The organism is Ferrimonas sp. YFM (assembly GCF_030296015.1).
In the GTDB taxonomy this organism is placed as follows: Bacteria; Pseudomonadota; Gammaproteobacteria; order Enterobacterales; family Shewanellaceae; genus Ferrimonas.
Genome location: NZ_AP027368.1, coordinates 3,865,241 through 3,889,961, shown reverse-complemented (window position 1 = coordinate 3,889,961; position 24,721 = coordinate 3,865,241). Strand labels below are relative to the sequence as shown.

The 24,721-nt window shown below is 61.4% G+C and carries 22 protein-coding genes; 10 read left to right on the top strand and 12 right to left on the bottom strand.

The window, feature by feature from the left end; translation table 11 throughout:
- The first annotated feature begins 52 nt into the window (after positions 1 to 52).
- Both QUE41_RS17895 and QUE41_RS17890 read left to right on the top strand, forming a co-directional pair.
- Complete coding sequence (locus QUE41_RS17895; RefSeq protein ID WP_286340337.1) at positions 53 to 862, top strand: DUF2797 domain-containing protein; 810 nt, start codon at positions 53 to 55, stop codon at positions 860 to 862.
- A gap of 143 nt (positions 863 to 1,005) precedes the next feature.
- Positions 1,006 to 1,500, top strand: a complete 495-nt coding sequence (locus QUE41_RS17890; RefSeq protein ID WP_286340336.1) for an outer membrane beta-barrel protein — start codon at positions 1,006 to 1,008, stop codon at positions 1,498 to 1,500.
- Between the two features lie 60 nt (positions 1,501 to 1,560).
- Here the strand turns inward: QUE41_RS17890 and QUE41_RS17885 are convergent, their stop codons facing one another.
- From QUE41_RS17885 to pyrB, 3 genes are all read right to left on the bottom strand, one after another.
- On the bottom strand, positions 1,561 to 1,938 hold the full coding sequence (locus QUE41_RS17885; RefSeq protein ID WP_286340335.1) for a hypothetical protein: 378 nt from the start codon (positions 1,936 to 1,938) through the stop codon (positions 1,561 to 1,563).
- Positions 1,939 to 2,064: 126 nt separating this feature from the next.
- Positions 2,065 to 2,526, bottom strand: coding sequence for an aspartate carbamoyltransferase regulatory subunit (gene pyrI / locus QUE41_RS17880; protein WP_286340334.1), 462 nt, complete (start codon positions 2,524 to 2,526; stop codon positions 2,065 to 2,067).
- 3 nt (positions 2,527 to 2,529) lie between these two features.
- A complete protein-coding gene (gene pyrB / locus QUE41_RS17875) occupies positions 2,530 to 3,453 on the bottom strand; it encodes an aspartate carbamoyltransferase (protein WP_286340333.1) in 924 nt (307 codons plus the stop codon).
- A 241-nt stretch (positions 3,454 to 3,694) separates the two neighbouring features.
- Here pyrB and phbB point away from each other — a divergent pair, with 241 nt between their 5' ends.
- On the top strand, positions 3,695 to 4,432 hold the full coding sequence (gene phbB / locus QUE41_RS17870; protein WP_286340332.1) for an acetoacetyl-CoA reductase: 738 nt from the start codon (positions 3,695 to 3,697) through the stop codon (positions 4,430 to 4,432).
- A 65-nt stretch (positions 4,433 to 4,497) separates the two neighbouring features.
- Here phbB and hemL read toward each other — a convergent pair whose 3' ends face one another.
- A complete protein-coding gene (gene hemL / locus QUE41_RS17865; RefSeq protein ID WP_286342966.1) occupies positions 4,498 to 5,784 on the bottom strand; it encodes a glutamate-1-semialdehyde 2,1-aminomutase in 1,287 nt (428 codons plus the stop codon).
- A gap of 214 nt (positions 5,785 to 5,998) precedes the next feature.
- Entirely contained in the window at positions 5,999 to 7,645 is a 1,647-nt protein-coding gene (locus tag QUE41_RS17860) for a chloride channel protein (RefSeq protein WP_286340331.1), read from the bottom strand.
- 74 nt (positions 7,646 to 7,719) lie between these two features.
- Here QUE41_RS17860 and QUE41_RS17855 point away from each other — a divergent pair, with 74 nt between their 5' ends.
- The 4 genes from QUE41_RS17855 to QUE41_RS17840 all read left to right on the top strand — a co-directional run bounded on the left by QUE41_RS17855 (position 7,720) and on the right by QUE41_RS17840 (position 13,247).
- Positions 7,720 to 8,478, top strand: a complete 759-nt coding sequence (locus QUE41_RS17855) for a DUF6776 family protein (protein WP_286340330.1) — start codon at positions 7,720 to 7,722, stop codon at positions 8,476 to 8,478.
- Between the two features lie 56 nt (positions 8,479 to 8,534).
- Positions 8,535 to 8,885 carry an iron-sulfur cluster insertion protein ErpA gene (gene erpA / locus QUE41_RS17850; RefSeq protein WP_286340329.1) on the top strand — a complete coding sequence of 117 codons (351 nt, stop codon included), beginning with the start codon at positions 8,535 to 8,537 and terminating at the stop codon, positions 8,883 to 8,885.
- Positions 8,886 to 9,012: 127 nt separating this feature from the next.
- Entirely contained in the window at positions 9,013 to 10,116 is a 1,104-nt protein-coding gene (locus tag QUE41_RS17845) for an efflux RND transporter periplasmic adaptor subunit (protein WP_286340328.1), read from the top strand.
- Positions 10,113 to 13,247: an efflux RND transporter permease subunit gene (locus QUE41_RS17840; RefSeq protein WP_286340327.1), complete on the top strand. Its 3,135-nt coding sequence runs from the start codon at positions 10,113 to 10,115 to the stop codon at positions 13,245 to 13,247. Before QUE41_RS17845 ends, QUE41_RS17840 begins: the two co-directional genes overlap by 4 nt.
- Before the next feature lie 62 nt (positions 13,248 to 13,309).
- Here QUE41_RS17840 and QUE41_RS17835 read toward each other — a convergent pair whose 3' ends face one another.
- Positions 13,310 to 16,345: an immune inhibitor A domain-containing protein gene (locus tag QUE41_RS17835; protein WP_286340326.1), complete on the bottom strand. Its 3,036-nt coding sequence runs from the start codon at positions 16,343 to 16,345 to the stop codon at positions 13,310 to 13,312.
- Positions 16,346 to 16,692: 347 nt separating this feature from the next.
- On the opposite strand from QUE41_RS17835, the gene QUE41_RS17830 reads away from it, so the two are divergent.
- Positions 16,693 to 17,493 (top strand): DUF4097 family beta strand repeat-containing protein, encoded by an 801-nt coding sequence (locus QUE41_RS17830; RefSeq protein WP_286340325.1) that lies wholly within the window; start codon positions 16,693 to 16,695, stop codon positions 17,491 to 17,493.
- 2 nt (positions 17,494 to 17,495) lie between these two features.
- Here QUE41_RS17830 and QUE41_RS17825 read toward each other — a convergent pair whose 3' ends face one another.
- Positions 17,496 to 18,596: an anhydro-N-acetylmuramic acid kinase gene (locus QUE41_RS17825; RefSeq protein ID WP_286340324.1), complete on the bottom strand. Its 1,101-nt coding sequence runs from the start codon at positions 18,594 to 18,596 to the stop codon at positions 17,496 to 17,498.
- Entirely contained in the window at positions 18,593 to 19,918 is a 1,326-nt protein-coding gene (locus tag QUE41_RS17820) for a peptidoglycan DD-metalloendopeptidase family protein (protein ID WP_286340323.1), read from the bottom strand. Before QUE41_RS17820 ends, QUE41_RS17825 begins: the two co-directional genes overlap by 4 nt.
- A gap of 135 nt (positions 19,919 to 20,053) precedes the next feature.
- Here QUE41_RS17820 and tyrS point away from each other — a divergent pair, with 135 nt between their 5' ends.
- Positions 20,054 to 21,241, top strand: a complete 1,188-nt coding sequence (tyrS, locus tag QUE41_RS17815; RefSeq protein WP_286340322.1) for a tyrosine--tRNA ligase — start codon at positions 20,054 to 20,056, stop codon at positions 21,239 to 21,241.
- A gap of 140 nt (positions 21,242 to 21,381) precedes the next feature.
- Entirely contained in the window at positions 21,382 to 21,765 is a 384-nt protein-coding gene (locus QUE41_RS17810; protein ID WP_286340321.1) for a hypothetical protein, read from the top strand.
- Here the strand turns inward: QUE41_RS17810 and QUE41_RS17805 are convergent, their stop codons facing one another.
- From QUE41_RS17805 to QUE41_RS17790, 4 genes are read right to left on the bottom strand one after another with little or no spacing between them, the layout of a single operon-like run.
- Positions 21,766 to 22,293, bottom strand: a complete 528-nt coding sequence (locus tag QUE41_RS17805; protein ID WP_286340320.1) for a nuclear transport factor 2 family protein — start codon at positions 22,291 to 22,293, stop codon at positions 21,766 to 21,768.
- Positions 22,294 to 22,295: 2 nt separating this feature from the next.
- Positions 22,296 to 22,925, bottom strand: a complete 630-nt coding sequence (locus QUE41_RS17800) for a trimeric intracellular cation channel family protein (RefSeq protein ID WP_286340319.1) — start codon at positions 22,923 to 22,925, stop codon at positions 22,296 to 22,298.
- 23 nt (positions 22,926 to 22,948) lie between these two features.
- Positions 22,949 to 23,911 (bottom strand): cobalamin biosynthesis protein CobD/CbiB, encoded by a 963-nt coding sequence (locus QUE41_RS17795; protein WP_286340318.1) that lies wholly within the window; start codon positions 23,909 to 23,911, stop codon positions 22,949 to 22,951.
- Positions 23,911 to 24,609 carry a 5'-methylthioadenosine/adenosylhomocysteine nucleosidase gene (locus tag QUE41_RS17790; protein WP_286340317.1) on the bottom strand — a complete coding sequence of 233 codons (699 nt, stop codon included), beginning with the start codon at positions 24,607 to 24,609 and terminating at the stop codon, positions 23,911 to 23,913. The genes QUE41_RS17795 and QUE41_RS17790 overlap by 1 nt, the downstream gene beginning before the upstream one ends.
- Between the last annotated feature and the right edge of the window lie 112 nt (positions 24,610 to 24,721).

Genomic DNA, 24,721 nt, shown 5'->3' with positions numbered 1-24,721 from the left:
ATCAGGGGGGCTGATACACTGGCTGGATAAACCCAAGGAGACAGTAGGACCCATGCAAGGAACCCTGAAGAAGATGAGCAGCCGCCTGGCCGGCGTGGTGGAGTATGATCTGAGGCTGGGAGAGGAGAGCGTGCCCCTCAACCCCTTTATCGGTAAGACTCTGACCCTGGAGTACACCGGGGCCATCTACTGCGAAGCCTGTGGCCGCAAAACCAAGAAGAGCTTCTCTCAGGGGCACTGTTTTCCCTGTATGAAGAAACTGGCCCGCTGCGACATGTGTATCATGAAGCCGGAGACCTGCCATTTTGCCGCCGGTACCTGCCGCGAGCCCGAGTGGGGAGAGGCCCAGTGCATGGTGCCTCACTACGTCTATCTTTCCAACACCTCCGGACTCAAGGTGGGCATCACCCGTCACACCCAGCTGCCCACCCGCTGGATCGACCAGGGCGCCACTCAGGGGCTGCCGATTCTCAAAGTACGCAGCCGTCATATCTCCGGTTTGGTGGAGGTCGCCCTGGGGGAGTTTATTGCCGATAAGACCAACTGGCGGGCGATGCTCAAGGGCAACAATGAGCCCATGGATCTGCGTGCTCAAGCCCACTGTCTGCTGCCCCAGATTCAGGAGCGCCTGCAAGCGATCACCGAGGAGTTCGGTGAGGACGCCATTGAAGTGCTGGACGAGTCTGTGGTGGATATTCACTACCCGGTCACTGAGTTTCCCACCAAGGTCTCCACCTTCAACTTCGATAAGACGCCGACGGTCAGCGGTATCCTGATGGGCATCAAGGGTCAGTATCTGATCTTCGACTCCGGGGTGATCAACCTGCGCAAGTTCACTGGGTATGAAGTGAAGCTGGTTTGAGTCAGATTTTGAGTAAAAATTGACCGGTCGGTTTGTGTTTGCGAGCCAAGTAATTGATTTTAATGGATTGATAAATAATATCTTTACTCGATGAGCAGTCGCCTGCGGAATGGTTTCGTTAGGCGATGTGTCAGGAGATAAAGATGAAAAAGGTATTTTTGGCTGCTTTGGTGGCCTCCCTGCCGATGGCCGCTTCAGCGAACTGGGTGGGTGGTGTTGATTATGCTCAGCTGTCTGATGACACATCAGACTTGGAGGTGGGCTCCCTGGTATTCAATGCTGGCTACCAGTTTGACCAGCAAAATGGCTTTGTGTTGACCCCTTCTTTTCACCTGGGCTTTGGTGTTAATGATGACTCCATTGGTCCTATCGACATCAAGGTGAAGAGCCTGTACGGCGCGGAGGTGCGTGGACAGTTCAATTTTGAGCAGGGTGCCTACGCTTACTTGGCTCCCCGTTACACCAACTTTGATATCGAAGCCGAGTTTGCAGGCAACACTGCCAGCAACGATGAGTGGCAGTTTGGCGCTGCACTGGGTTTGGGTTACCAGTTTACCGATACTCTGGGCGCAGAGCTGGCCTACACCAGCTATGAGGATGCCGACCAATGGTCCCTGGGACTGCGCTTCAACTTCTAAGCGCTTCCAGACGCAAAAAAGCCGCCCATGGGCGGCTTTTTTTGTGCTCAGGAGCGCGGATTACCCTTCGAAGGTTGCGTCCCAGTCACCGTAGTTCTCATCGCCGGCGTAGATGGTCATCTCCGGCTTGCTGCCCAGGGCCGCTTCGATGATGCCGGTCAGGCGGGTGGCTTCCGCTTCGACGGTGGCGTCTTTGCTGAAGAAGTGGATGGCAACATGGTACTGGTTGTTGAAGTAGGCCAGGAAGGTGCCCACGTTGTCGTTGGCGGCACCGAATACGGCGTCATCCAGCTTGTCGAACTGCTCCAGGTCCGCTTCGAAGCGGATGTGGATGCAGGTGGAGGCGAACTCACCAATGCCCATTTTCTTCAGGTGACGGGGCTTGTGGTGGCGCTTCACTTCGGGTTTGGCAAATTCCGCAACTGGGATAATGTTCATGGGGCCTCTCTTCTGGGCACGGGAAGTTGAAAAAGGGATCGCCTTGCGATCGGGCCGCTACTTTAACCAAGGCGGGCTCAGCAGGCAAGCGAAAGGAAAGGCCGGGGAGTTCCCGGCCTTTTGGCATCAGTTGAGCTCGGAGAAGAGGCTTGTCTGGAAGCTCTTTTCGCAGTAATGGCACTTAAGGGTAGTACCAGTGTGCTTCTCGGTGACGTAGAAGCGGGTGGCCACGGTCTCGTGGCGGGTGATGCAGTTGGAGTTGGGGCAGCGCAGCACGCCGCTGATGGCGTCCGGCAGTTGCACCTTGTACTTGTTGACCACCTTGAAGTCGTTGATCTCATTGATGGTGGCTTCGCTGGCAAACAGCGCCAGCTGGTTGGCCTGCTCCACGGTGAACACCGTGTTCTCCACCTTGATCAGGTCCTTTTTATAGGTGTCTCCGCTGCGCAGATTGAGGCCAACGGTGATGCGCTCGTTCTTGTCGGTGAGCTGGAAGAACTTGAGGATACGCACTCCCATGCCGGCAGGGATGTGATCGATTACCGTGCCTTGGGCAATGGCTTCCACCTTGAGTTTGTTCTTGGACATGGCTTACAACTCCTCCTTCAGCACCAGTGCCAGCAGTGCCTGGCGGGCATAGACCCCGTTCTCCGCCTGTTCGAAGTAGTAGGCGTAGGGGGTGTCGTCCACATCTGTGGTGATCTCATCGATGCGTGGCAGAGGGTGGAGGATCTTGAGGTTATCCTTCACCTCCCTGAGCATGGCAGCGGTGAGCACATACTTGGACTTCATGTGCTGGTACTCGGTGGGGTCGAAACGCTCTTTCTGCACCCGGGTCATGTAGAGCACATCCAGTTCAGGCATCACCTGGTCCAGGTTCTCCACATGGGTAAACTGGATACCGGCGTCGCTGAGTTCTTCACACAGGTAATCGGGCATCCTCAGAGCGTCAGGGGCCACGAAGTAGAACTGGCAGCCGAACAGGGAGAGGGCCTGGGCCAGGGAGTGAACGGTACGGCCATACTTGAGGTCGCCGACGAAGGCCACTTTCAGTCCCTCCAGAGTGCCCTGGGTCTCATAGATGGAGAAGAGATCCAGCAGCGTCTGAGTGGGATGCTGGTTGGCGCCGTCACCGCCGTTGATCACCGGCACCGAAGAGTACTCGCTGGCCAGCCGCGCCGCGCCCTCCTGGGGGTGACGCATAAAGAAGGCGTCACTGTAGGAGGAGATCACCTTGACTGAGTCCGCCAGGGTTTCCCCTTTCTGTGCCAGGGAGGTGTTGCCGCCGGAGTCGAAGCCGATGACAGTACCGCCAAGACGCTGGACCGCAGTCTCGAAAGAGAGTCGGGTTCGGGTGGAAGCTTCAAAGAAACAGCTGGCGATCACCTTGCCGGCGAGCAACTGGGGACGGGGTTCGTTTTTGATCGATTGTGCGGTGGAGACGATCAGTTCCAGTTCGGTTCGGGACAGGTCCGCAACAGAGATGATGTTCTTGTTATAGAGAGGGTTTGTCATGCTGATTCCCTAGGTATCGGCATTCACCGACGTGTCTGCAGGCCAGACACAGCCGGAAGGCGATTATAGCAGTGTTCAGGGTTTAATCACACCACCTCAGCCCTCTTGCCATCAACTATCCGTTTGATTCTTGCCAAAAACCGAAGAGGTCGGAGTTCACCAGCCAGTCATCTGCTCGTCTTGCCGCTGTCATCTTTCTCCCGTCTGTTAGGCACAGGCATTGAAACAAGGAGAGTCTGCAATGGAAAACAGAGTGGCTTTGGTTACCGGGGGCACAGGCGGTATTGGCACCGCGGTGTGCATAGAACTGGCATCACAGGGGTTTAAGGTGGTGGCCGGTTGTCGGGACCTGGAAAAGGGGCGGGTGTGGCAGAGTGCCCTGGCGCAGCAGGGGGTGGAGTGCGAGCTGGTGCAACTGGACGTGGCAGACTACGAGTCCTGCTTTCACGCCTACATCAGTGCCGAGGAGGTCCACGGACCGGTGCAGGTGCTGGTCAACGCCGCCGGCATCACCAGAGACAAGGTGATGAAGAAGATGACCCCGGATCTGTGGCAGCAGGTGATCGACACCAACCTCACCGGCACCTACAACCTGTGCCGCATCGCCGCCACCTGCATGACGGAAAAGGGTTACGGCCGCATCATCAACATCAGTTCGGTCAATGGTCGTAAGGGCCAGTTTGGTCAGGTGAATTACGCCGCCTCCAAGGCGGGCATCCATGGCATCACCATGTCCCTGGCCCAGGAGCTGGCCCGTAAGGGGGTGACGGTAAACACCCTGTCACCTGGCTATGTGATGACCGAGATGGTGGCCAAGGTGCCAGAGGAGGTGCTGGAGAGCATCAAACAGCAGATCCCTGTGGGGCGACTGGGGACGCCGGAGGAGATGGCCCACGCGGTGGCGTTTCTGGCGGATCGCCGCTCTGGTTTCATCACCGGCAGCGACCTTTCCGCCAACGGCGGCATGCACATGTACTGAGTTTCCCAGCCTCTGAAACAACAAAGGGCAGCCTAGTGGCTGCCCTTTTGCGTTTGCTGTGGCGATTAACCCGCGATCTTGGCCAGTACCCGCTCGGCGGCGGCGATGGTGGCGTCGATGTCTTCGTCGCTGTGGCTCATGGACAGGAAGCCGGCTTCATAGGCGGACGGCGCCAGGTTGACCCCCTCCTGCAGCATGCCGTGGAAGAAGGCGTTGAACTGCTCCATGTTGCACTGGGTCACCTGATCGTAACGGGTGATGGTCTCCTCGGAGGTGAAGAACACACCGAACATGGCACCCACGTAGTTGATGGCCATGGGCACGCCCGCCTTGTCGGCGGCGGCTTTGAGGCCCAGAGCCAGCTTCTCGGTCTTGGCAGCCAGGGCGTCGTAGATGCCGGGCTCGCGCAGCAGCTTCAGCTGGGCCATGCCGGCGGCCATGGCGATGGGGTTACCGGACAGGGTGCCTGCCTGGTAGACCGGGCCGGCGGGGGCCAGGTGCTGCATCACGTCGGCGCGACCGCCGAAGGCGCCCACAGGCATACCACCGCCAATCACCTTGCCCAGACACACCAGGTCAGGGCGAACGCCGTAGTGGCCGTGGGCACCGGTCAGGGAAACGCGGAAGCCGGTCATCACTTCGTCGATGATCAGCAGGGCACCGTGCTCATCACACAGGGCACGCAGACCTTCCAGGAAACCCTCTACCGGTGGGATGCAGTTCATGTTGCCGGCAACGGGCTCCAGGATGATGCTGGAGATCTGGCCCGGGTTTGACTCGAACAGCGCCTTGACGGAGTCTAGGTCGTTGTAGGTGGCGGTCAGGGTGTGCTTGGCAAAGTCCGCAGGTACCCCTGGGCTGGTGGGCTCACCGAAGGTCAGCATGCCGGAGCCGGCTTTCACCAGCAGGCAGTCGGCGTGGCCGTGGTAGCAGCCCTCAAATTTGATGAACTTGTCACGACCGGTGAAGCCGCGAGCCAGGCGCAGGGCGCTCATGGTGGCTTCGGTGCCGGAGTTGGCCATGCGCACCTGCTCAACGTGAGGCAGGATGTCGCAAACAAGTTCTGCCATCTCCACTTCGGCGGCGGTAGGGGCACCGAAGGAGAGGCCGTTGTTGGCGGCCTGAACCACGGCGTCACGGATGGCGGGGTGGTTGTGACCCAGAATCATCGGGCCCCAGGAGCCCACGTAGTCGATGTACTGCTTGCCGTCCACGTCGTACAGATAGGCGCCGTCGGCGCGCTCGATAAAGACGGGAGTGCCGCCCACACCTTTAAAGGCGCGTACGGGGGAGTTCACACCGCCGGGGATGGTCTTTTGAGCCTGTTCAAACAGGGTTTCGGAGCGATTCATCATTATCCTTCCTGGGTAGGGCGACGGGCGCCCGCTAACGGTATTAGGTTGGCGATCCGCCCCGCTGGGAGCAGATGCCGGAAACTGTGTGCATGGTATCGACAAACGCCGGCCAATGACAGTTCCCTTGCAAAGGCGCAAGGGTGGCATTTTGTGACCTGGGTTGGCAAGGATCTCCTGCCCAGCTTGCGGTGGGGCTCACTTTCCTCAGGCCTTAGAAGTGTTTCGCCCTCAGTGCCTGGCGCAGCATGGTCCAGGTGATGACGCCGATGGGGTGGTCCGGGCCGGTGTCGTAGATGTACACCGCCTTCTGCCGGTTGCGGTTGAGCAGCCTGTGCACCTCCGCCAGGGTGGCGGTCTGGGGCAGGGGGAAGGCGTCGGTGCGCATCAGCGGGGTGTCATCGTCGTAGTTGGCGTGCAGGCTCACCAGTTCGCATCTGTCCATATGCCGCAGCAGCAGCCGCTGCTGGTTGGCATCGCTCATCAGTTTCAGCAGGTCTTCGTCGCTCTGATTAGGGGTGCCGATGACAAACTGGCGGTCTGCCAGGGCCATCACTCCGGTCTTCTGCAGGCCGGCCTCCGTGGGGGAGACCCGGTACTCCAGCCCCTGGGCATCCAGCTGACTGAGGAAGATGGAGCGGGAGCCGAACACCGAGTAGGCCAGCAGGTAGGCGGGCAGGGTGACCAGCAGAGAGGGCAGGATGATGGACGCATCCTGGGTCAGCTCCAGCAGCGCGAGCAGGGCGGCCATGGGCGCGTGCAGGCACACCCCCATCATGGCGGTCATCCCCAATACGGCGTAGAGGGGGATGAAGGGCTGCAGTTGTGGAAACATGGGGGTCAGGCCCCAGGCGATCAGGCTGCCCACCACGGCGCCGATGCCATAGAGGGGACCGATGATGCCCCCTGGAATCCCCAGACCGATGGCGGCCCAGGTGGCCAGGATCTTGGCGCCGAGCAGCGCCAGCAACAGCAGCAGCCCCGGGTTGTCACTCAGGGCAATGCTTACCGCCGCGTGTTCTGTGCCCAGGGCCTGGGGCAGTTGCAGGCCGATGAGGGCGGTAAAGCCGCCGGCCAGCATCAGCCTGAGGGTGATGGGCCAGCGCTGGCTGATCTCGGTGATGGTGATCAGGCCGTGGCTGAAGCCGGCGGCGATGCCGCCGATGAGCAGGCCGGTGAGCAGCAACAGCGGGTACTGGGCGACGGGAAACACCTCCATGGCGAAGTGGTCATAGAGGTGGATATTGCCGTAGACGCTCTGGGTGACCACGCTGCCGGTCACCGAGGCGATGAGGATCGGCAAGAAGGTGTGGATGCGATACTCCCTCAGCACCACCTCCAGCACGAACAGCACCGCCGCCAAAGGCGAGTTAAAGGTGGCGCTGATCCCGGCGGCGATGCCGCAGGAGGCCAGCACAGACAGGGCGTTGTCCGGCAGCTTCCAGTAGCGGGCAAAACCTGTAGCGACCGTCGCCCCCAGGTGAACCGCCGGACCCTCCCGGCCCACGGAGAAGCCGCTGGCCAGTGCGATCACCGCGCTGGCGAACTGGTTCATGGCGCTGCCCAGGGGCAGGCTGCCGTAGTGGACCTTGATGCGATGAATGACGTAGGCGATGCCCAGGCGGCGGTATTTGCTGGCGGTGAAGGCGGCAATCAGGGCGATGGCACCGGCACCGGCCACGGGAAGAAGGGCTCGCCACAGAGGCGGCAGGTCGCTAAAATCGTCCGGGCTGTCCAGGATAAGTCCCTGGCCGAGATCGATCATGAACCTAAACAGCAGCAGGAACAGGCCGGCGGCCAACCCAACCAGCAAGCCCAGCAGGCACAGATGCACGCTGAGTTTGGCTTGGGACAGGGTCATTGGGCTGTTGCGGAACATGGCATAAAGGGTCGCTTCAGGTGACTAAAGCTTAACAATATTCAAGTCGTTTCACTATGCAGAATTGGAAACATCGCTGGCACGCTCTCAAACATTTTGAACAGCAGTTCAATCCCAGGGGAGTGGTACTCTTGCTGATACTGGGTATGGCGGTGGCCGTCGGCTACCTGCTGTCCCTGCCGCAACAGATGATTCAGGGGGGCGTCAGCCGGGATCTTCAGACCCAGATCGCCCTGCAACAGGAGCGGATCCGTGCCCTGACCGAGTCCGAAGCCGCGCTGGAGATCGATCTGCAGGCGGAGCGTCAGTCTCAGACCGATACCGTGGCCATGATGGCCAACCTGCAGGGGCAGGTGGACAGACTCAACACCGAACTGATCTTCTATCGCAACATCATGGCACCGGAGAAGAGTGCCGATGGGGTGGTGATCCACGAGCTGGCCATGGAGCAGATCGGCGACAGCGACCACTATCGCTATAAGTTGGTGCTGACCCAGCAGAAGAAGCGCAAGGGGTTCTCCAAGGGCAAGGTGGCCATCAGCATCAAGGGCAGCCTTAAGGGACGCCCCGTGACCTACAGCCTCACCGACCTGGGTGTGGAGGCCAAAACCCTGGGGTTCTCCTTCCGCTATTTCCAGGAGTTGGAGGGGGCCTACCGGCTGCCGGACAACTTCGTGGCAGACCAGGTGCAGGTGCGGGTCAGCCTCAGCGGCAAGAAGAGCAGCGGCAGTACAGACCAGGTCTACCCCTTCCTGGAGTTGACCGGTGTCGGGTTTGAGGAGGAAACTTCCACCGACATCGGGGAGAAAACTTGAACCTAACACTCGGGTATTAGATAATCCGCGCCAGAGTGTCGTTTTCGAGGTAACCAATGACAGCTGCAGCAGAACAAGCTATGCCTATCCAGTTTTCCGATGCCGCCGCCCTGAAGGTGAAGGGATTGCTGGAGGAGGAGGAGAACCCGAACCTGAAACTGCGGGTGTACGTCACCGGCGGTGGTTGCAGCGGTTTCCAATACGGCTTCACCTTCGACGAAAAGGTGAACGAGGGTGATACCACCATCGATAAAGAGGGCGTTACCCTGCTGGTGGATCCCATGAGCCTGCAATATCTGGTGGGTGGCATCGTGGATTACACCGAGGGGCTGGAGGGCAGCCGCTTCTTCGTCAACAACCCCAACGCCACCACCACCTGTGGCTGTGGTGCCTCCTTCTCCATCTGAGTATCCGGGCACCCATGGCAAAAAGGCACCTTCAGGGTGCCTTTTTTGTTGGCAAAGGTTTCTGAACACTTTTGCAACAACAGGCTTTAACGTATTCTGACACGATTGGATTACAAGGAGTTGCCTCGTGAAGCACGTCGATGCACCGGCCAGCCGCTGGTACAGCCACCCCTACTTTATCGCCTTTCTAATCAGCCTGTTGCTCATACTCTGGGTGTTGTCTGGTCAACTGAGCGCCGACCAGTCCCCGGAAGTGGTTGCCGCCACCGAGCCCCATGAGGTGCCCGCGACCCGGGTGACGGTGAAACGCATAGAGTCCACCCTGGTCACCCGTGAAGTGCAGCTCTATGGCCGTACCGAACCGGACCGCATGACCCGTATTGCCGCCGAGATTGGCGGCCGGGTGCTCAAGATCCACGCCAAAAGAGGCAGTCAGGTGGCCCTGGGGCAGCTGCTGATCGAGCTGGATGCCCGGGATCTGCCGGAGCAACTGCAGAGCGCCAAGGCGGTGCTGGCCCAGCGGGAGCTGGATTACCAGGCGGCCAAAAAACTGGCCACCCAGGGGCTGCAGGGCAAGTCTCAACTGGCCCAGAACCTGAGCGCCCTGGAGCTGGCCCGAGCGGAACTCAAGCGACTGCAACTGGCCCTGGAGCATACCCAGATCCGCGCCCCCTTCTCCGGGGTGTTCCACGATCGCATGGTGGAGGAGGGCGACTACGTCGGCGTGGGTGACCCCGTGGGTGAACTGGCGGATCTTGACCCTCTGGTGGTCAAGGCCAATGTCACCGAGGCGGATGTGGCCAGGCTGTCCCTGGGGCAAAGCGCCACCGCCCGTTTCGTCGACGGCCGCAGCGCCGAAGGCAAGGTGCGCTACATTGCCACCGTCTCCCACGGTGGCACCAACACCTTCGACATCGAGGTGGCGTTCGACAACGCCGACGGCAAGCTGTGGGCGGGCAAGAGCGCCGAACTGGCCCTGCCCCTGGAGAGCCACTACGCCATCAAGGTCAGCCCGGCCCTGCTGGCATTGGATGAGGAGGGCAACCTGGGGGTGAAATCGGTGCGGGACGGTCAGGTGCACTTTATTCCCATCCAGGTGGTGATGGCGGACTCCACCGGGGTGTGGACCGGCGGCGTCGGCAGCCAGGTGGAGGTGATCACCCAGGGGCAGGGCTTTGTCCGTGACGGCGACCCGGTCGACGTCACCTACGAGACGGAGGATGGCGCATGAATACCCTGCTGGCGGGGCTGCTAGGCCGAATCCGCCCGGTGATGATGGTGTTTGTGCTGCTGGTTTTGGCGGGGTCGGTCACCTATGTGCAGATCCCCAAGGAGTCTGAGCCGGACATCACCATCCCGGTGATCTATGTGTCGATGACCCATGACGGCATCTCGCCGGAGGACGCCGAGCGGATGCTGGTGCGCCCCATGGAGACCGAACTACGCTCCATCGAAGGGGTGGATGAGATGCGCTCCAATGCTTCTGAGGGATACGCCTCAGTGGAACTGGAGTTTGAGGCGGGCATGGACCCCAAGGCGGCCCTGGCGGATGTGCGCGACAAGGTGACCCTGGCCAAGGCCAAGTTGCCGGCAGACACCGAGGAGCCCGAGGTCCATGAGGTCACCATGGCCGAGAGGAACCCGGTTCTCACCGTCACCCTGTCCGGGCCTGTGCCCGAGCGCACCCTGGTACAGATCGCCAAGCAGCTTAGGGACAGGCTGGAGTCCTTCCCCGAGGTGCTGGAGGTGGACATTGGTGGCGATCGGGAGGACATCGTCGAGATCCTGGTGGATCCCCTGTTGATGGAGAGCTATCAGCTGGATCAGAACGACATATTCAACCTGCTCTCCCGCAATAACCGCCTGGTGCCGGCGGGCACCATGGACACCGGCCACGGTCGATTCGCGGTCAAGGTCCCCTCGGTGTTCGAGACCATCAAGGACGTGATGGAGATGCCCATCAAGGTGCAGGGGGAACAGGTGATCACCTTTGGTGACGTGGCCCAGGTGCGCCGCGCCTTCCGGGACCCCAACTCCTACGCCCGTCTCAACGGCCATAAGGCGGTCTCCTTGGAGGTGAAGAAGCGTCCCGGTGAAAACATTATTATCACCGTGGCCAAGGTCAAGGCGCTGATGGAGGCGGCCAAAGAGCAGTGGCCTGAGAATCTGGAGGTGACCTATACGGGGGACAGCTCCAAGGACGTGAAGCAGATGCTCAGCGATCTGCAGAACAACGTGGTGTCCGCCATCCTGCTGGTGGTGATCGTGGTGATCGCCGCCCTGGGTCTGCGCAGCGCCGGTCTGGTGGGGATCGCCATTCCTGGCTCCTTCCTCACCGGCCTGCTGGTGCTGGCGGTGTTTGGCCTGACGGTCAACATGGTGGTGCTGTTCGCCCTGATCATGGCGGTGGGCATGCTGGTGGACGGGGCCATCGTCGTGACCGAGTACGCCGATCGCCGCATGACCGATGGGGTGAATCGCAGGGAAGCCTACCTGGAAGCGGCGCAGCGGATGGCCTGGCCCATTATCGCCTCCACCGCCACCACCCTGGCCGCCTTTGCCCCCCTGCTGTTCTGGCCGGGGATCATGGGTGAGTTCATGAAATACCTGCCCATTACCCTGATCGCCACCCTCACCGCCTCCTTGGTGATGGCCCTGGTGTTTGTGCCCGCCCTGGGCAGCCTGCTGGGTAAGCCTCTGCCCATGACCCCGCGTCAGCGGGAGAATCAGCGGTTGGCGGAGGAGGGCGAGCTCACCAGCTTGTCTGGCTTCACCGGCACCTACATCCGTACCCTGGCCGTGGCCATCGCCCACCCCTGGAAGGTGTTGCTGGCGGTGCTGTTGGTGCTGGCCGGCATTGTCGGCAGCTACATCAAGTTTGGCGCCGGCATGGAGTTCTTCCCCGACGTGGAGCCCCCCGGCCTGAACCTCTATGTGCGCGCCTATGGGGATCTCTCCATCGATGAAAAGGACGCCATCATGCACAAGGTGGAGAACCGGTTGCTGGGGATGGAGAGCCTGGAGACCCTCTACAGCCGCACCGGCGGCAACGACCGGGCCGGTTACATCCGCCTCAACCTGCTGGACTGGGATCAGCGGGTGCCCGCCGATCAGGTGATCGAGGAGGTCAATGAGCGTCTGGGCGATCTGGCGGGCATTGAATACGAGTTGCGCAAGGACGAAAACGGTCCGCCGACCGGCAAGGCGCTGCAACTGGAGCTCTCCTCCAAATTCCCTGACGCGTTGAATGAGGCGGTGCGTAAGGTTCGCCTCGCCCTGGAGGAGGATGGCCGCTTCATCAACATCGAGGACACCGGCTCCAAGCCGGGCATCGAGTGGCAGTTGAAGGTGGACAGAGACGATGCCGCCCGCTTCGGGGCTGACGCCACCCTGCTGGGCAACACGGTGCAGTTTGTCACTTCAGGCCTGAAGATTGGCGAGTACCGTCCCGATGATGCCGACGATGAGCTGGACATCCGGGTGCGTTTCCCAGAGGAGAAGCGCCATATCCTCAGGCTCGACAGCCTGAGGGTGAAGACCCAGTACGGTCAGGTGCCGGTAAGCAACTTCGTCGAGCGGGTGGCGGCGCCCAAGGTGGATTCCATCCGCCGCATCGATGGCCGCCGGGTGATGACGGTCAAGGCGGACATGGCCCCCGGCATATTGCTCAACGATGTCCTGCCCGAGTTTCGCGAGCGTCTGCAGACCCTGGACCTGGACAGCCGGGTCAGCTACAGCTTTACCGGTGAGAACGAGGAGCAGGAGGAGTCTCAGACCTTCCTGGTGAACGCCTTCATGGTGGCCCTGTTTGTGATGGCCATTATTCTGGTGACCCAGTTCAACAGCTTCTACCAGGCGTTTCTGATCCTCACCGCGGTGCTGCTCTCCACCATGGGGGTGTTGCTGGGTCTGCTGGTGACTGGTAAGCCTTTCGGTGTGGTGATGTCCGGCATTGGGGTGATCTCCCTGGCGGGCATTGTGGTGAACAACAACATTGTGCTTATCGACACCTACAATGTGCTGCGCGCCCAGGGGCTGGCGGCCACCGAGGCGATTCTGCGTACCGGTGCCCAACGTCTGCGTCCGGTGATGCTGACCACCATCACCACCATCCTCGGCCTGATGCCCATGGTGCTGGAGATGAATGTGGATCTCATCAACCGCGGCATCGAAGTGGGGGCGCCCTCGACCCAGTGGTGGTCTCAACTGGCCACCGCGGTGGCGGGCGGTCTGGCTTTTGCCACCGTGCTGACCCTGGTGCTGACCCCCAGTCTGCTGGCGCTGCGGGCCCGCAGGCAGGAGCGCCGGGCGCTGCGCCGCTTCAAGGCCCAGCAGATGGAGGAAGCGTTATCTCAGGACTAGCCCTTTGAGAGAACGAAGACACTAAAAAGGCGCCCTGGGGCGCCTTTTTCAATGGCTGCGGGTTATCGGCGAACCCGGCGGCCCAGCAGGGGAAGCAGCAGCAGGGTGAACCACCCCAGGCTACCACTGCCGCCACCGCCGCCACCGCTGGAGGTGGAACCACCGCTGCCACCACTGTTGGGATCGGTCACGGTGACGGACTTGGTGAGCTTGAGGCTGTCGTCGCCGTCGCTGATGGTCAGCACCACCTGGTAGGTGTTGGCGGCACCATAGGTGTGGCTGGCGCTGGTGCCGCTGGCACTGCCGCCATCACCGAAGTCCCAGGACAGGGTGCGGTTGGCACTGCCGCCGCTGACGGTGGCACTGAAGCTGCGGGTCAGGCCGGTGCCGGAGACGGTGAAATCGCCATCCAGGGGGATGGACACCTGCACAGTCTCGTTCAGGGTGATGCTGCTGTCATTGGCGTCGGTCACGGTCAGGCTGATGTCGTAGTCACCGCTGAACTCGTAGCTGTGGCTCGGGTTGGCCTGGGTGCTGCTGGCGTCGTCACCAAAGCTCCACTGGTAGCGGTAGGGAGCGGTGCCACCGCTGATGTCGGAGCTAAAGGAGACGGTGGCCCCTTCGACGTTGCTGGCGATGCTGCCCGCCAGAGTCGGCGTGCCATCAGCAGTGACCACGACGGAGCGGCTGCTTTCCAACACCCGACCGGCCTCATCCAGGGCGGTTAGGGTCAGGGTATAGGTGCCGTCTGAGGGGTAGGTGTGGCTGATGGAGGCGGTGTCGTAGGTCTCGCCATCGCCGGTCTCCCAGATGTAGCTCACCGTGCCCTGACCATTCTCCGTGGTCGCCTGAGCACTCAGGGTCAGGCCGTTGCTGGCGGTGGTCAGGCTGGCGATGTTGAAGCCGCCGCCGCTCTTGGTCAGCGCCAGGGTGGCGGTGGCCGAGTTGCTGGCCTGCTCGGTGACCGCCATCTTCAGGCCCACCTTGGGCAGCACCAGGCCGGACTGCTTCTGGCTGGGGGCGCTGTAATCCTTGGCGTCATCGAACTCGGAGATGGGGGCCAGGTTGGGGTCGTTGTAGCCAGCCGTCTGGGCGTATCGGCTGAAGGCCGCATCCTTGATCTGGATGGTGGTGCCCTGGTTTGGGATCAGCTGCTGATCCGCATCCACTACGCCGGTGAAGCCATAGCCCGGGTGGGTGCCGACGTTGTTGTCGGAGTAGGCGCGGTTGTAGTACCACAGCAGTACGCCAGGGCTGTAACCGGTGCCGCTCAGGCCGGTGTCGTTGCCGCTGAACTGACGCAGCTGCATGAAGTAGCCATGGCCCGCAGCCGGACGGTAGTTGCTGATGCGGCTGAAGCCGTCCAGGGTCATGGCCTGGGCGGTCTCGCCGCCGCTTTGCCAGACGGTGTCGGCGCCGTTGCTGATCACCAGGTTATCGGCCACAAAGCCGTAGCCCCCTTCAGACTGATCGGTGACATAGCGCAGTCCCAGGGTGATGCGCTGGCCGGCATACTCACTGAGGTCCACCTCGATGGTGATCCAGCCCGCGTCACCTTCGGCGTTGGCGAGGGAGCTGGAGTTGCCGGTGTAGTGGGGGCCCAGATTGGCGTGGTAGGGGTTGACTGTGCTGGCGTAGCTACCGGATACCGGGCTGCCATTGACCAGGATCTGGGCGTAGTCGTAGCCGCTTTCGATCTGCCAGTGGGCCTTGAGGCTCAGCCTGGGGCTGCCGGAGGGCAAGGTCAGGCTGGCTTCGGCGCTGGTGCTGATCTCATGCCCGGCGCCCGAGTAGTACTGCAACTTGCCGCTGTAGGGGCCGTGGAACGCCTCCAACTGGGCCGGCAGTGGCAGGGTCAGCTGATTGATGCCGTCGTGATTGATGGCGCTCACCAGGCTGTGATTGGCCGGGGTCTCGCTCAGGCTGTCCAGTTGGATGTCGGTGTTGTTGATCCAGTTGCCGCCGTAGCGTTTTTGCAGGTAGTCCCGGGCCCAGGCGCTCATGGAGGAGGGCTTGCTGCCTGCTGGGGTGCCGGTCCAGCTGCCGCCGGACATCAGGGACCACATGCCTACGGGAGAGCCGTGTTCGCTGTATTCGAGATCGTACTCGTCCGGCAGACCCAGATCGTGGCCGAACTCGTGGGTACAGACGCCGGCGGCGGCGTCGATGGGCTGAATGGTGTAGCCGAAAACGCTGTATTCGCTGCCGGGGATCGCCCTGGGCTGGTTTCTGCTGTCGAAGACGAAGTAGCGGTGGGACCAGATGGCGTTGTCCCCCAGGTAACCGCCACCGGCCTCTTCGCCGATGCTGGAGTGGAACACCATGATGTGGTCGATGATGCCGTCGGGTTCGTTGACGTTGCCGTCACCGTCCCGGTCGTATTGGTCTTCCTGATCGAACTCACTCAGATCCACGTCGCCGCGGGCCACCAGTTTGGAGACCGCTTCGAACACCAGGTCCGGTACCGCGCTGTCTTTGTCGTCGTCCTTGTGGGCGCCGTAGTGGGCCGCATTGTTGTCGGCGGTAACCCAGTCGAACACTTTGCCGCTGAAATCGAAGCTGCCACCGGACTCCTCGGTGTAGAACTGGCGGGCAGACTGCAGGGTTTGGCCTGTGGGGCCGGGGAAGCCGGTGCTGGAAAACAGCAGCTTGTCGTAGTGGCTGGCGGGATAGCTGGAGTAGTACATCCCGGTGTCCTGGCGCGTCAGGCGATTGTTGTCATGGGGCAGGTCGGGGAAATCCACCAGGATCCCCAGAACCTTGACCGCCTTGCCGCTGTCCTCGGCATTCTGGGTCAGGGTCATCGCCTTGACCAGAGGAGACTTGTGATCCTGGCCGTGATGAAGCGGCGCCAGGGACACCCCATGCTTCAGCGTCTCTGGATTGAAGGCGCCGGCGGTGTATTGCTTGACCTTGGCGTCGATCTCGGCCCGGGTGTGGGAGTCATTAATCTCGCCGCGTTTAGCCATCCAGTATTCGATGCGCTCGGGGTTGATCACCCCAGGATCGGCCAGCTGCACCTGCCTGGGTGCGGCCTGCAGGCTGGAGGCCAGTCCCGCCGTAACCAGGGCGGTGGTCAGTACACTGATTCTTTGCATAGTTTTCCCTAAATAACTTCCTGGGTTTTTGGTGCCGCCTGCCGGCGTCACTCTCGCGTTCCTTAGTATTCGTCTTACCTGGCGCATGAACTCTCAAGGCCCGGCAGACGTTATTGTTGTTTTAATGGATTCTGGCCTGAATGCCCCTTGTCTCCCCGCTCCACTGCGCACCGGTTGGCGAGTGGAAAGGGGGCGGCCAGTTTGGATTCTCACTACTTTGTGGTCTTAATTGCAATCAATTTAGTCACAAGTGAGTTTTAAGTCACCCAAAAACAACAATTTATGTAACAGGCATGACAATTGCTTACATAGCCTGAAGCACAAAAATGACCAAAAGGAGTGTGTCGATGAACGCGTATTCTGTCCTGGCGAGCCTGCCTCTGCTTTGCGCTCTGCCTGTCTGGGCCGATCCCTGTTATCAGGGGCAGGGGCCCAAGGTGATCAGTGAGGCTCTGGATCTGGACGGCATTGAGAGCCTCAGGCTGCGGGCGGGCGCCGGAGCCCTGTCCATTGAAGGCAGTGAGGGCAATCGCATTGAGATGGAGGCCGATGCCTATGTGGGGGAGACCACTGAATACCGCCTGACCCTGGAGCGTCAGGGCGATGAGGCGGTGATCCAGGCTCTGGTGGACGATGACCGTCAGTGCCGCGGGGAGGAGCAGCCCTATATTGATCTGGTGGTCAGGGTCCCTGCCGGCATCAATGTGCACGCCCAAGACGGCTCAGGTCATCTGAAAGTGATGCGGCTGCAGGCCGACCTGCATCTGGAAGATGGGTCCGGCAACGCGGAGATCCTGGGGGTTGGTGGCCGTGCCACCATAGGGGATGGCTCTGGCAATCTGGTGGTGCGTGATATTCAGGGTGAGACCCGAATCGAGGATGGCTCGGGTAACCTGGTGGTCAGCGGCATCAAGGGTGACATTCGCATCGAAGACGGCTCCGGCAACCTCAAGGTGCAGGATGTGCAGGGCGATCTTAGGGTGGATGACGGCTCCGGCAACATCACCATCAGCCAGGTCACCGGCACCGTGACCATCGACGACGGCTCCGGCGACATCCTGGTGGAGCAGGCGGGCGACGTGAAGCTGAAAGACACCGGTTCAGGCTCGGTGGAGCTTTCCGCCGTGGGCCGGGACCGCCTGAAGTAGGGCTAGCCTTTAGGGGTCAAGCTGCCCAGTACTGCGGGGCGGCTGGCACCGGTGGCCGACGGCAGGTTGCCGGGCAGTCCCTCCACGTGGCGCATCGCCAGCCAGGCGAAGGCCATCCCTTCGACCCACTGCGGGGGCACCCCCAGGGCATCCGTGGTCTGGATGCGGTGCTGAGGCAGGGCCTGAGCCAGTTTGCGCACCAGTTGGCCGTTGAAGGCGCCGCCGCCGCACAGATAGAGGGCACAGTCCGGGCTCAGTGCCCGGATCTCGGCGGCCATGGTCTCCACGGTGAACGCCAGCAGGGTTGCCTGGATATCTTCCGGCGCCAGGTTCATGAAGGGCTCCAGCTGGTAATTCAGCCAGGCCTGGTTGAACAGTTCCCGGCCGGTACTCTTGGGCGCGGGCTGGGCAAAGTAGGGGTGAGTCATCAGCCGCTGCAGCAGCTCAGGTTGCAGCTGGCCTTTGGCGGCCATGGCACCGTCGCGGTCGAAGGGCTGCTGAATGTTCTGTCGTGCCCAGGCATCCATCAGGGTGTTGCCCGGGCCGGTGTCGAACCCCAGGACAGGACCGTCATCCCCCGGCAGCCAGGTGATGTTGGCGATGCCGCCGATGTTGACGATGATCCGAGGTTGCTTATCACTGAACAGCGACTGGTGGAAGGCAGGCACCAGAGGGGCCCCTTGTCCTCCCAAGGCGATATCTTTGCGCCTGAAATCCGCGACTACGTCGATGCCGGTTTCCACCGCCATGGTGTTGGGATCCCCCAGCTGCAGGCTGAAGCCGTTGAGTCCCTCAGGCTGGTGTCGCACGGTCTGGCCGTGGCTGCCGATGGCGCGGATATCTTTCGGGGCCAGGCCACTGCTCTTCAGCACGCCGTGAACCGCCTGAGCGAAGGCCCGGCCCACCTGGCGATCCACATGGCCCAATCGGTTCACCTCATCTTCACCTGTGCTGCACAGCCGATGCAGTTGCTCCAGCAGGTGGGGTTCATACTCATGGGTGTGACTGGCCACCATCACCGGGTGACCCTCCTGGAACTCAACCAGTACCGCATCGATGCCGTCCATGCTGGTGCCGGACATCAGACCTATGTATCTGCTCATTGCATTGCCACCATGATCTGTTGACGATGTGCCAGTACCGCAAGCTGCTCCTCGGCATACTGGAGGAAGGCGGTCCTGTCTTTCTTGGCGATGTCTGCCGCTTCCGGCAGCTTCACCTTACGAGGATTGCGGTGTACGCCGTTGACCAGAAACTCGTAGTGCAGGTGAGCGCCGGTTACCCGGCCTGTGGCGCCCAGAAGGCCGATGGTCTGACCCTGACGGACCCGCTGACCCTGTTTCACTTTACGCTTACTCAGGTGCAGGTATTTGGTGACGTACTTGCCGCCGTGCTGGATGAACACATAGTTGCCATTCAGCTTATTGTAGGCGGACTTGATCACCTTGCCGTCACCGGCGGCCATGATGGGGGTGCCCACCGGGGCCACATAATCGGTGCCGTTGTGGGGGCGGACCCGTTTGGTGACCGGGTGCAGGCGGCGCGGGTTGAAGTTGGAGCTGACGTAGTTGAACTGAACCGGGGCGCGCAGGAAGGCTTTGCGCATCGCCTTGCCCTTATCGGAATAGTAGTTGCCGTCGCTGTGGCGCACCGCCCGGAAGGTGTCGCCCTGGTTGGTGAATTCTGCCGCCAGGATCTTACCGTCTGCCACATAGTGTCCGTCGATGTACTCCTCTTCATAGAGCACGGAGAAGCGGTCGCCTTCGCGAATGTCCAGGGCGAAATCGATGTCCCAGCCGAAGATCCCCGCCAGGCTCATGATCTGGTTGGGCGTCATGCCGGCGTTCACGGCGGCGTTCCAGAAGTTGCTGGTGATCTCCGCTGAGGCGAAGCCGGTGCGAATCTCCACCTCTTTATGGTCCAGGCGCTCCTGATAGCCCTCCTGTGTGGCAGTGACCACCAGGGTGGTGCGACCATCGATGGCGTAGCTGAGCCGTTTCAGCTCGCCCTGGTCGTCCCGGCCCAGCTGGATCTCCTGGCCCGGCATCACCTTGGTCAGGCGCTTGCCTGCCTGGGGAAGCTGGGTGATGCGGTAGAGCTGCTGGGGGCTGAGGCCTGCCCGGTCAAACAGCCTGGCCAGGCTGTCACCGGGCTGAACGGTGAAGCTGCGCCACTGGAGTGCTTGTTCGGTGGTGGTTGGCTGCTCAGAGGCTTGCAGCTCCAGGGGGAGTGGCACTCTCTGGTTCAGGGGCAGGGGGGTATAAAATTCGGCGGCCAAGTCATTGCCGGAGGGGAGCAGTATGCTCACCAGCATCAGCAGCAGGATCGAAGTCAATCCGATCCTGTGGGGGCGCGGCAGCACCTTGAAGGTGCCCACAAGGCCGGTCAGGGGTGCAGATTTTCGGCGCTTATTCTCTCTGATCATCTCTTCGTGCTGGTCACTCCCCGTCAACAGAGGGGATTTGGCCGGAACAGCCTAGTCTACACCCTTTCCTTTGTTCTGCCTAACCAGTAACATTGACCTCTTTGTTGAAAGTTGAACACCGTCGGAGTGGCCTTGATGAGTGAGTTGGAACGGGCACTGGCAGAGATTCGCCGTGGTACCGAAGAGATCCTGGTAGAACAGGAACTGGTTGAGAAGCTGAAACTGGGCAAGCCCCTGAAGGTGAAGCTGGGCGCGGATCCCACGGCGCCGGATATCCACCTGGGTCATACCGTGATCCTGAACAAGCTGCGCCAGTTTCAGGAGCTGGGCCACGAAGTGATCTTCCTGATCGGTGATTTCACCGGCATGGTGGGCGATCCTTCAGGCAAGAACAGCACCCGTCCTCCGCTGACCGAAGCGCAGGTTCTGGCCAATGCCGAAACCTATAAAGAGCAGGTGTTTAAGATTCTGGATCCCGCCAAGACCCGCATCGAGTTCAACTCCCGCTGGCTGGGGGACATGGGGGCCGGAGGCATGCTCAAGCTGGCGGCCAAGCAGACCGTGGCCCGCATGCTCGAGCGTGATGACTTTAAGAAGCGCTACGCCAATGGCCAGTCCATCGCCATTCATGAGTTCATGTACCCTCTGCTGCAGGGCTGGGATTCTGTGGCCCTGGAGGCGGACGTGGAGCTGGGCGGTACCGACCAGAAGTTCAACCTGCTGATGGGCCGTGAGCTGCAGAAGGAGGAGGGTCAGCGCCCTCAGACGGTGATCACCATGCCACTGCTGGTGGGTCTGGATGGCGTCAAGAAGATGTCCAAGTCCGCCAACAACTACATCGGTGTGTCCGATCCGGCCAGTGAGATGTTCGGTAAGATCATGTCCATCTCCGATGACCTGATGTGGAACTACTACGAACTGCTCTCCTTCCGCCCCCTGGAGGAGATCGAGCAGCTCAAGGCCGACATGGCGGCCGGTGCCAACCCCCGTGACATCAAGATCGCCCTGGCCAAGGAGATCATCGCCCGTTTCCACGATGACGCGGCGGCGGAGGCGGCCCATCAGGACTTCATCCAGCGTTTCCAGAAAAACGCCATCCCGGATGAGATGCCTGAAGTGACCCTGGACGCCGGTGCCGGCATTGCCAACCTGCTGAAGGACGCCAACCTGGTGGGCTCCACCAGTGACGCCATGCGCATGATTCGTCAGGGTGCGGTGAAGATCGACGGTGAGAAGGTGGAGGACACCAAGTTGGTGCCTGCCGCCGGCACCGCGGTATACCAGGTGGGTAAGCGCAAGTTTGCCCGCATCACCCTGGCCTAACCGCCATCTGATGAAAAGCCGCCCCTGGGGCGGCTTTTTTTGTGGGTGCGGCTGACAGCCAGGATTGATCAGGTCAGATGATCCGCACCGGCAGAACTCAGGTATCCTTTGATAAGGCGTTGAGAACGGGAGAGCCACAGGTGCAGGACGGGATCTGGCAAAAGGCGGTGGTGGGAACATTGATAGGACTGAGTGCCGTGGCGCTCTCTCTGCCCCTGTTGTCGCTGACTCAGGGATTTGGCACCTTGCTGCCCGCCACCTCCTGGTATGCGGTGTCGGTGACCGGAGATGCCTTGCTGGCTTATGCGCCCATGTGGCTGCTGCTGGCCTGGCTCAGCTATCGCCTCGGCTCTCTGGAGTCCGGAATCTGGCTGGCGGTAGGGGCGGCGGCAGGCACCTATCTGGCTTTGCCGCTGCTGGTGGGCAGCAGTTGGTACCTGGCCAGCTGGATCTGGTCTCAACCCACCGCACTGATGGCTCAGCTTCTTGGCGTCTGCCTGGGGATTCTCCTGGCCAGGCGCTGATCACTGGCTGGACAGCTGATCCCGCATGGCGTCATAGTCCAGCAGATCCACATGTTTTTTAATCTGCTTCTCGTCCATGTCCAGCTCCAGGGTGGTGACCCCGGGGATGGTCAGTTCGATGGTCTTTCCCGGTTTGCCAAACAGATCCCCTCGGCTGCGGTAGCGGTAGGTGCCGATCATCACCACCAGGGAGCCGGAGTGGAACACGTGGTCCGGTTCAAAACTGTAACTCAGGGTGTAGACATGGATGCGCCGCAGGAAGGTGAGGATGTCGGTGGCGCCGGTGACCTTCTTGCTGGCGGTCTTGTCTTCGAACACCGTCTCTCTGCTGTAGAAGCGATTCAGGCTGTTGTAGTTCCTGCCGGTCAGGGCCAGGATGTACTCCTGTGACAAGCGAATCGCCTCGGGGACGGCGGCTTCTGCCGGCTCTGTGCTGTCCGGCTCATCGGGCACGATGTCGGCACCGGCGGCCCAGGCGGCGGACGGCAGCAGCAAGGCAAGAACAAGGGCGAGGATCAACGCAGGCACGACTACTCCTTGGGCAGCTCATTGAGTTCGAATGCGGGCAGAGAGAGTCGCCAGTAGATGGCAGAGACCCGGATGGCCAGGGCACCGCCCATGGCGATCAGCATCGCCGGAACCTGCTCCACACCCTTTTGAATAGAGATGGTATACAAAATACCACCCACGATGGAAGCGGTGGCGTAGATCTCTTTTCTCAGCACCAGAGGCACTTCCCGGCAGAGGACGTCGCGGATCATCCCCCCTACCACGCCGGTCATCACCCCCATCATCACGGCAATCAGCGGTGAGGCGCCAAAGCTCAGTGCCTTCTGGGCGCCGATGACGGTGAACAGGGCCAGGCCGAAGGCGTCCGCCATCTGGAACCAGAGGCCGGAGAGGCGCCTCGGACAGCGCACCAGCAGCATCACCATCAGGGCGGTGAGCAACACCACCCAGATGTAGTTGGTGTCGTGGATCCAGAAAACCGGGGTCGCCCCCAGTATGGTGTCGCGGACGGTACCGCCGCCGATGGCGGTCACCGCCGCCAGGACGGTGACCCCGAAAGGATCCATTCTCAGGCGGCCGGCGGCCAGGGCGCCGGAGACGGCGAAGACCGCGGTGCCGAAGAGATCGGCGTAGTAGACGAAATCGGTCACAGTGATGCTTCCAAAGATGGCGATTACAGGGCGCCGTTGAGGGCCATGGCCAGTGCTCCCCCTCCCAGCAACAGCAGGGATATCCACAGCCAGCGAGCCAGTTGCAACAGCTTGTCGGCCCTCAGCAGGTGGTGCGCGGCCGGGGTCTGGGGCGGCCCCAGCCTGGGGCGTTCCAGGCGGCGGTCCTCCAGCATCCAGGGACCACCGAGCTGGGCCCCAAGATGGTGTGCCATGGCGATCTGCGGCCAGTGGACGCCTCCGGGCAGGGCCTGCTTGATCCCTTTGAGCTCACGCCAGCCGGCAAGAGGCCGGCCATAGAGGCTGAGGGTCAGGGCCAGCAAAGCGTTGACCGGCAGCTGCAGCCAGTGGCTGATGCGGGCGACGCCCTGGCCAAAAAAACGGGTTCTGGACTTTAGCGGTGTCCATTGACGGGCCAGTTGCTGAATCAGCCAGATGGCAAAAGCCAGTTCCAGTCCAAACAAGGGGTAGAACAGCAGCCAGCTGAAGGTGGCGGTGGCTTCATGAACCAGCCGGCTCTCGATGCCCGCCTTGACCAGTCCCACCTCACTGAGGTTGTCGGTGCGTCTCAGGGTGAAGGGGGCCAGGGCCTGCCGGGCCCGGCCTTTCTGACCTGAGTGCAGCTGACTGACCATGGCTCTGTGTTCCAGCTGCTGGGCACGACCGGGGAGGCATAGGGCGATAAGCAGCACGTGAAAAGGCTCGGGGTAGGCGGCCAGGGAGATCGCCGCCCACAGCACTCCGGTGGCGGGCAGCAGGATGATCATCATGGCGAGCAGCCCGGCGAGCCTCTGCTGGGCCCCGTCCCGGTAGGGGTGGATCACCTTATCCGCAATGGCATCGGCCACTGTGCCCAGCTTGTGGGTCAGCAGCCAGCGGTCCGGCAGCAGCTGATTGATCAGTACCGCCACCCCCAGTATCAAAGGGGGGGCCAGCCAGGGATAGAGGGGACCCAGGATGCCTTGCATCAGCGGCTGAGCTTGTCCAGCATGGCGATCACCACCTTGGCGGAGTGTTCGCCGGCCTTGACGATGAAGCTGTCGAAATCCACGGCGGAGTCGTCGTTGGCGTTGTCGGAGATGGCGCGAATTACCACGAAGGGCATGTCGAACTGCTGACAGGTCTGGGCGATGGCGCCGGCTTCCATCTCACAGGCGGCCATGGCCGGGAAGTGGGACAGCATCACCTTGGTGCGCTCAGGATCGGCGATGAAGCTGTCACCGGTGCAGATCAGGCCTTCGATGGCCTTCACTTCGCCCACTTCGGCGATGGCGGCCTTGGCTGAATCCACCAGGTCCTGGGAGGGCAGGAAGGCGGCGGGCTGACTGGGCAGCTGACCCATTTCGTAGCCGAAGGCGGTGACATCCACATCGTGGTAACGCACCTCGCTGGAGATCACCACGTCACCGATGGCCAGCTCACGGGCGAAGCCGCCGGCGGAACCGGTATTGATCACTGCGTCTGGGGCGAAGCGCTCAATCAGCAAAGTGGTGGCGATGGCGGCGGTGACCTTGCCGATGCCGGAGCGGGTGACTACCACGTCGGTCCCATTGAGGGTGCCGGAGTAGAACTCGATGTTGGCAATGGTGGTCACGGTCAGGTTGTCGATGTGGCTGCGCAGCAGGGCAACTTCCTGCTCCATGGCGCCGATAATTCCGATCTTCATCTTCAGGCTATCTGTTTCCGGGAAAGTGTGGCGGGCAGTGTAGCATAACCCAACCGGAAATTAGCCCCTGTTGGAGGGCCGGACGGCCAAACAAAAAGGGCGGCTTATGCCG